This window comes from [Lactobacillus] rogosae (genome assembly GCA_900112995.1).
Classification (GTDB): Bacteria; Bacillota; Clostridia; order Lachnospirales; family Lachnospiraceae; genus Lachnospira; species Lachnospira rogosae.
Window position 1 is genome coordinate 83089 of record FONU01000015.1, and the last position, 6997, is coordinate 90085.

Below are 6997 nucleotides of genomic sequence, written 5' to 3' on the forward strand. Positions count from 1 at the left end.
TAGTATCAGAGGAGGAATATGTTATCTAATTTACATGTTAAGAATCTTGCACTTATAGAAGAAGAAAATATTGATTTTGAAGAGGGGCTTAATATTCTGTCAGGAGAGACAGGTGCAGGTAAGTCTATTATATTGGGTTCTATTAATGCGGCACTAGGTGCCAAGACATCGCCTGATTTTATAAGAACAGGTGCAGAATATGGACTTTCAGAACTGCTTTTTAATATTGAAGATGATAATGTAATTGAACGCATAAAAGAGCTTGGAGTTATAGATATTGAGAATGGTGAACTGCTTATTTCAAGAAAGATAACACCAACACGTTCGCAGATAAAGGTTAATGGACAGAATTTTACGGCGGCACAGACACAGAAGCTTGCACGCTATCTTATAGATGTTCATGGACAGCACGATAACCAGATACTTATGGATGATGCTAATCATCTGACGGTTGTAGATACATTCTGTGCTGATGAAATAGCTGAATTAAGAGAGGCTATGGAAGAGGCATATAAAGATATGGTTAAAGCAAAGAAAGCGTTAGAACTTATTGATAAGGATAAAGATGAACTTCAAAAAGAGATAGCATTTCTTGAGTATGAAGCTAATGAGATACAGACGGCCGATATACAGCCAGATGAAGATGAGGAGCTTGAAGCAAGATATCATAAGCTTAATAATTACCAGAAGATTACTAATGAGCTTTCGTATGCAGATATGCTTTTGAATTCAGGTAATGATAATATAAGTGATATGATAGGAACTGCATTAAAGTCACTTATAACAGCAAGTGAATATGATGATGTATTGAAAGAGTGCTGTGATACTTTGTCTGATGCTGAAGGACTTATTCGTGATGCCGGACACAGTATCAGTTCATATATAGAGAACTCTGAATATGATCCAAGAGAGTTTAGCGAACTACAGGAAAGACTTGATCTTATTAATAATCTTAAGAACAAATATGGAAGTTCAATAGAGGCTATTAATGATACCTTAAAGGCTATTAATGCGAAGCTTGCAGATTATTACAATTTTGATGAGCTTATAAGCAGAAGGAAAAAAGAGTATGAAGAAGCATGCTGTAAGGCGTGGGATATAGCCCAAAAGCTAAGTTCCATAAGACAGCAGGCAGCAGTAAAGCTTGCAGAGCAATTCATAGCTTCTTTAAAGAATCTTAACTTTTTAGATGTAAAGTTCAGAATAGATTTTGCTAAAGAACCATCTTTATCTTCAAAGGGCTGTGATAATGTAAGATTTATGATATCAACGAACCCTGGTGAGAATTTAAAGCCATTATCAAAGATTGCTTCGGGTGGTGAACTTTCAAGAATTATGCTTGCCATAAAGACAGTTATGTCAGAAGATGCAGATAAGACACTTATATTTGATGAGATTGATGCAGGTATAAGTGGTAAGACGGCTTCAAAGGTATCTAATCAGCTTGCAAGGCTTTCGTTATCGCATCAGATAATATGTATAACACATCTGCCACAGATTGCGGCTATGGCAGATGCCCATTACATAATAGAAAAGAGTGTACACGATAATAAGACCTACAGTAATATCCAGAGGGTCGCAGGAGATGATAGTCTTAATGAAATTGCCAGAATGTTATCCGGTGAGACACTTACAGACTCTGTGCTTGAGAATGCCAAAGAATTAAAGATTATGGCTGATAAAGTGAAATCAGAGTTGTGATTTTTAGATATAGTTATTATAATAATTATATCTGGAACAGTAAAAGCACTCTGAAAAATTAACGGCTGGTATGTATATACCAGCTGTTAATTTTATGAAGCATTAAGCATATTTTCTATATATATGCCATATCCGCTTCTTGAGTTATCAATAAGAACGTGTGTTACAGCACCTATTATCTTTCCGTCCTGAATAATAGGACAGCCAGACATACCTTGTACAATTCCATTAGTCATATCAAGAAGTTCTTCAGAGGTAACAACAAAACTGATATTTTTGGAATCGTTATTGTTAAGCTGTGTAATTTTAATTTCGTAGTCATCATATTTATTATTCCTGTAAAATCTTACATATGCTTTACCCTTGTGGACACTGTATCTGTAACCGACACTCATAAGTGAAAGAGAATGCTTCTTTACAATAGAGTTGTCGATTGTTCCATATATTCCGTAAGAGCTGTTCTTGTCAATTGTTCCTATCGGGGTACTGTTCTTGTAGTCTATAATTCCCTGCAATTCTCCAGGAGTGCCATTCTGTCCTTTTATTATTGATAGAATTCTTGTGTTATATAATCTGCCATATTTAATATTAAGGGCTTTGCCGGTGGTATTATCAGTTATCGGGTGACCAAGTGCAGCGTAGTTATAATCTGTATCAATATAAGTTATTGTTCCTATACCCTGTGCATCATCTTTTACCCACAGACCTAGCTTATATTCACTGTTTTTATCCTCAACAGGGGTTACAGTTACATTTATTATTTCATCATTACGCAGTAATTCTATATTAAGCTTCTCGCCAGCACATTCATTTACCTTGCAAGATAACTGCTTCTTGGAATTGATTTCTTCATCATTGATTCTTAAAATGTAATCGCCTTTGGTAATAATATTTTCGCAGGGGGTTATTGTACCACTTGATTTGCTCTCGATGGAATCGGTCTTTACTACAAGTATTCCGCTGCTTTTCAGATATAAGCCAGCCTGAAAGCCACAGGGATAGACGTATTTTTCATCAACTACATTGACATTTACTGTCTTTAAAAATAAGAAGCCGAACAGATGAAGGTCGATGTGGTAACTTCCAGGACTGCCGGTTATAAAAGTAACCTCTCGGCTGAAATCAGCATTTGCAAGACTGTTATTAGTACCATTCTGCGTGTTGTGAACGCTTCCGGTAACGGGGAGTGACAGGTTGATACTTGTATCGCTTTGCTCAGTTATATATATCTGTTCAGGAAAATGCTTATTAACATAGTTTACATAAGATGTAATAAGAATAAATAAAAGTGTTATTATTCCTGACCAGTAAATATACTTATTTAATAATTTATTAGAAAATGTATTTTTATTAATAAGCATAGTTTTCCTCCTTTAAAATTTATTTGAAATTTATCTGATGATATTATTATCTGCAATAATGAAGCTAAATAAAAAGGTTTATAATGCCAATATATTTATATGATTTAATTTTATTTGTCGAATTATGTCGATAGTTGCGATGTGTTTTCGTTGTAAAATTACATTTTTAAATATATAATAATAAATATATTCATTATGCGGTGCTGAAAGATAGGTTCTTTTGGCGGAAAGCATATTTATATATTATTATATGACGAGGGGAAGAATTGCTTATGAATCCATTGAAAATTGTAATTGCGGATGATAACAAGAGAATGGTAGAAGTAATCAAAGAGGTTATTAATGGAGAGCCGCAGTTAGATGTTGTAGGTACAGCAACGAATGGCGAGGATACAGTTGATGTCATTAAAAAGACACAGCCTGATATTGTACTTCTTGATATTATTATGCCGCAGATTGACGGACTAACTGTTATGCAGAGGATAAGGGAGGATAATGATTGTGTTAATCCTGCATTTATTGTTATTAGTGCAGTTGGAAGGGAGGCAGTGACAGAGGATGCTTTCAATATGGGAGCTACATATTATGTTATGAAACCATTTGATAATAATATGCTGATTGACCGCATTAAATATATTGGAGGAATTATTAATATAAAGCCTGTCAATATAAAAAAATCGGTTAACGACAGTATTCCTCATAACAAACATATCCTTGAGAATGAGATTACAGGAATGATACACGAGATTGGTGTTCCTGCACATATAAAGGGTTATCAGTATCTGAGAGAGTCTATCACACTTGCGGTTAATGATCCGGATATAATAAATAGTATTACCAAAGTCCTTTATCCAACTATAGCCAAAAAGTTTGACACAACACCAAGCCGTGTTGAAAGAGCTATAAGACACGCTATTGAAGTTGCATGGAACAGAGGCAATCCGGATATTCTTAACGATTTGTTCGGATATACAATCAGCAATGGCAAAGGCAAGCCGACTAATTCAGAATTCATAGCACTTATATCAGATAATATAAGGCTTCATCAGACAGCAGTTTGATGGTTTTTTAGGAATTATACTGACAGTTTATCAGCTTTTTTGCGGTTTTTTCTTGCTATATTGAACTTTGTATATTATAATATTAACGTATTTGTAAAAATGTTTTAACAAAATTGTAATATTTAGGAGTTTTATATATGCGTAAAAGAGTATTCAAAACGTTTGCTGCAGCAGCATTGGCAACAACTATTGCGGGAACAACAATTATAGGTTCAACAGCATTTGCTGACGAAATCAGTACACTTACACAGCAGAAGCAGGATAAACAGAATGAACTTGATCAGCTGCAGCAGCAGGCTGCCTATCTTCTTACAGAGATGAGTTCTTTAGAACAGGATATGGCAGATCTCTCAGATGAGATTGACCAGACTAACGCTGATCTTGAAGCTGCACAGCAGTTACAGCAGAAACAGTTTGATGATACTAAATTAAGAATTAAATATATGTATGAAGACCAGTCAACATCAATTTCAGATGTATTCCTTACAGCATCTGATATGAGTGATGTTATTAATAAGGCAAGTTATATGCAGCAGGTATATGACTATGATCGTAACAAGCTTGAAGAGATGGCTGCAACAGCAGCATCTATCGCTGAATATAAAAGTGATTTAGAGACTAAGCAGGCAGCTCTTAATGACAAGCAGAAGGAGCTTACTAACAAGCAGGCTACACTTTATACAGCAATTGATGCTGCACAGAGTGATATCAGCAACTTTGACGAATTATTAGCAGAAGCTAATGAAAAAGCTGCTAAGGCATTAGAACAGAAAAGACAGGCAGAAGCAGCAAGAGCAGCTGCAACAAGCGGTCAGACAACAACTAAGACAAAAGTTACATCAATACCTACATCAGCTAATAATGATTCATCAGTTGCATCTAACATTGTTTCAATAGCTTACAGATATGTTGGTGTTCCTTATAGAAGTGGTGGAGCTTCACCAAGTGGATTTGACTGTTCAGGTCTTGTATCATATGTACTTGCACAGGCAGGTATATCTGGTGTTGCCCGTTCATCAAGTTCACAGGCATATGGAGGCGTTGCTGTATCAGGTGGCATAAGTGCCGCACAGCCAGGTGATGTAATATGTTACCCGGGACACGTTGGTATCTACATCGGCGGAGGACAGATGATACATGCTTCTGTACCTGGTGATTATGTAAAGGTTTCTTCAGTTAATATCGGAATGCAGATAATTGGTGTAAGAAGATACTGGTAATTGATATATTTTGAAAAATATGTTTTAATATAGTTATTACATTGATTATATTTATACATTTAGTTACATAGATGTATAGAAAGGGGATTATATGAAGAATGTTTTATTTATTGCATCAGAAGCAGTACCTTTCATTAAAACAGGAGGTTTAGCTGACGTTGTTGGTTCGCTTCCTAAGTATTTTAATAAGGATGAATTTGATGTTCGTGTTATGATTCCAAAGTATACATGTATTCCTTGGGAGTACAGAGAGAAGATGGTATACAAGACTCATTTCTATATTGATTTAGCTTGGCGTACACAGTACGTTGGCGTATTTGAAATGGAGTATGATGGAGTTACATTCTATTTTATTGATAATGAATTCTATTTTGGAGGACCAAAGCCTTATAGCTGGATACACGAAGATATTGAGAAATTTGCATTCTTTAGTAAAGCTGCTTTGTCAGCAATACCTGTTATTGGTTTTAAGCCAGACATAATACATTGCAATGACTGGCAGACAGGACTTATTCCGGTATATTTACACGAGCGTTTTGCACTTGGGGATTTCTACAATGGTGTAAAGTCAATAATGACTATACATAACCTTAAGTTCCAGGGTATATGGGATCTTAAGAAGGTAAAGGATATTACCGGATTAGATGACAGCTATTTTACATCAGATAAGCTTGAAGCATATAAAGATGCTAATTATCTTAAGGGTGGCATAGTATACGCTGACAGGGTAACTACTGTTAGCGAGACATATGCAGAGGAGATTAAGACACCTTTCTATGGTGAGAATCTTGATGGTCTTATGAATGCAAGAGCTAATGTTCTTAGTGGTATTGTTAATGGCATAGATTACGAAGTATATAATCCTATGACAGATAAATCTCTTGCGGCTAACTATAATCAGATTACTTTCCGTAAAGAAAAGTGGAAGAATAAAGTTGCTCTCCAGAAAGAACTGGGACTTGCACAGGATAAGAGCAAGTTTATGATAGGTATAGTATCAAGACTTACAGACCAGAAGGGTCTCGATTTAATTGCTTATGTTATGGACGAGTTATGTGCAGAAGATGTACAGCTTGTAGTTCTTGGAACTGGTGAAGAGAAATATGAGAATATGTTCAGACATTTTGACTGGAAATATAATGACAGAGTATCTGCTAATATTTACTATTCAGAGGAGATGTCACATAAGATATATGCAGCTTGTGATGCATTCCTTATGCCTTCATTGTTTGAGCCTTGTGGACTCAGCCAGCTTATGTCTTTAAGATATGGTACAGTGCCTATAGTTAGAGAGACAGGTGGTCTTAAGGATACAGTTGAGCCATATAATGAATATGAGAGTACAGGAACAGGCTTCTCATTTGCTAACTACAATGCCCACGAAATGCTTGGGATTATTAATTATGCTAAGAGCGTATACTATAACCACAAGAGAGAGTGGAACAAGATAGTTGACAGAGGAATGAAAGCAGATTTCTCTTGGAAGAGTTCAGCTAAGAAGTATGAGGAATTATATAATTCTTTGTTCTAGGGTATAATGAGCACAAGAGTGCTCATCTTAAAAGTTCCTTGCGGAACTTTATATGTGCAGAAAAGCTGCACGAGAATTATGATATAATATGACTACTTCGTAGTCACTTAGAAGTTCCTTGCG

The 6997-nt window shown here is 35.6% G+C and carries 5 protein-coding genes; 4 read left to right on the forward strand and 1 reads right to left on the reverse strand.

Annotation, left to right across the window (positions count from 1 at the left end; translation table 11 throughout):
* Window positions 1-18 precede the first annotated feature (18 nt).
* Complete coding sequence (gene recN, locus BM157_RS07990) at window positions 19-1701, forward strand: DNA repair protein RecN (RefSeq protein WP_090140607.1); 1683 nt, start codon at window positions 19-21, stop codon at window positions 1699-1701.
* 92 nt (window positions 1702-1793) lie between these two features.
* On the opposite strand, the gene spoIVB is transcribed toward recN, so the two are convergent.
* Entirely contained in the window at window positions 1794-3062 is a 1269-nt protein-coding gene (gene spoIVB / locus BM157_RS07995) for a SpoIVB peptidase (RefSeq protein WP_090140608.1), read from the reverse strand.
* 272 nt (window positions 3063-3334) lie between these two features.
* On the opposite strand from spoIVB, the gene spo0A reads away from it, so the two are divergent.
* From spo0A to glgA, 3 genes are all read left to right on the forward strand, one after another.
* Window positions 3335-4123: a sporulation transcription factor Spo0A gene (gene spo0A, locus BM157_RS08000; protein ID WP_055174841.1), complete on the forward strand. Its 789-nt coding sequence runs from the start codon at window positions 3335-3337 to the stop codon at window positions 4121-4123.
* 137 nt (window positions 4124-4260) lie between these two features.
* Window positions 4261-5343 carry a C40 family peptidase gene (locus BM157_RS08005; protein ID WP_055174840.1) on the forward strand — a complete coding sequence of 361 codons (1083 nt, stop codon included), beginning with the start codon at window positions 4261-4263 and terminating at the stop codon, window positions 5341-5343.
* A 91-nt stretch (window positions 5344-5434) separates the two neighbouring features.
* Window positions 5435-6874: a glycogen synthase GlgA gene (glgA, locus tag BM157_RS08010; protein WP_022503188.1), complete on the forward strand. Its 1440-nt coding sequence runs from the start codon at window positions 5435-5437 to the stop codon at window positions 6872-6874.
* Window positions 6875-6997: the final 123 nt, after the last annotated feature.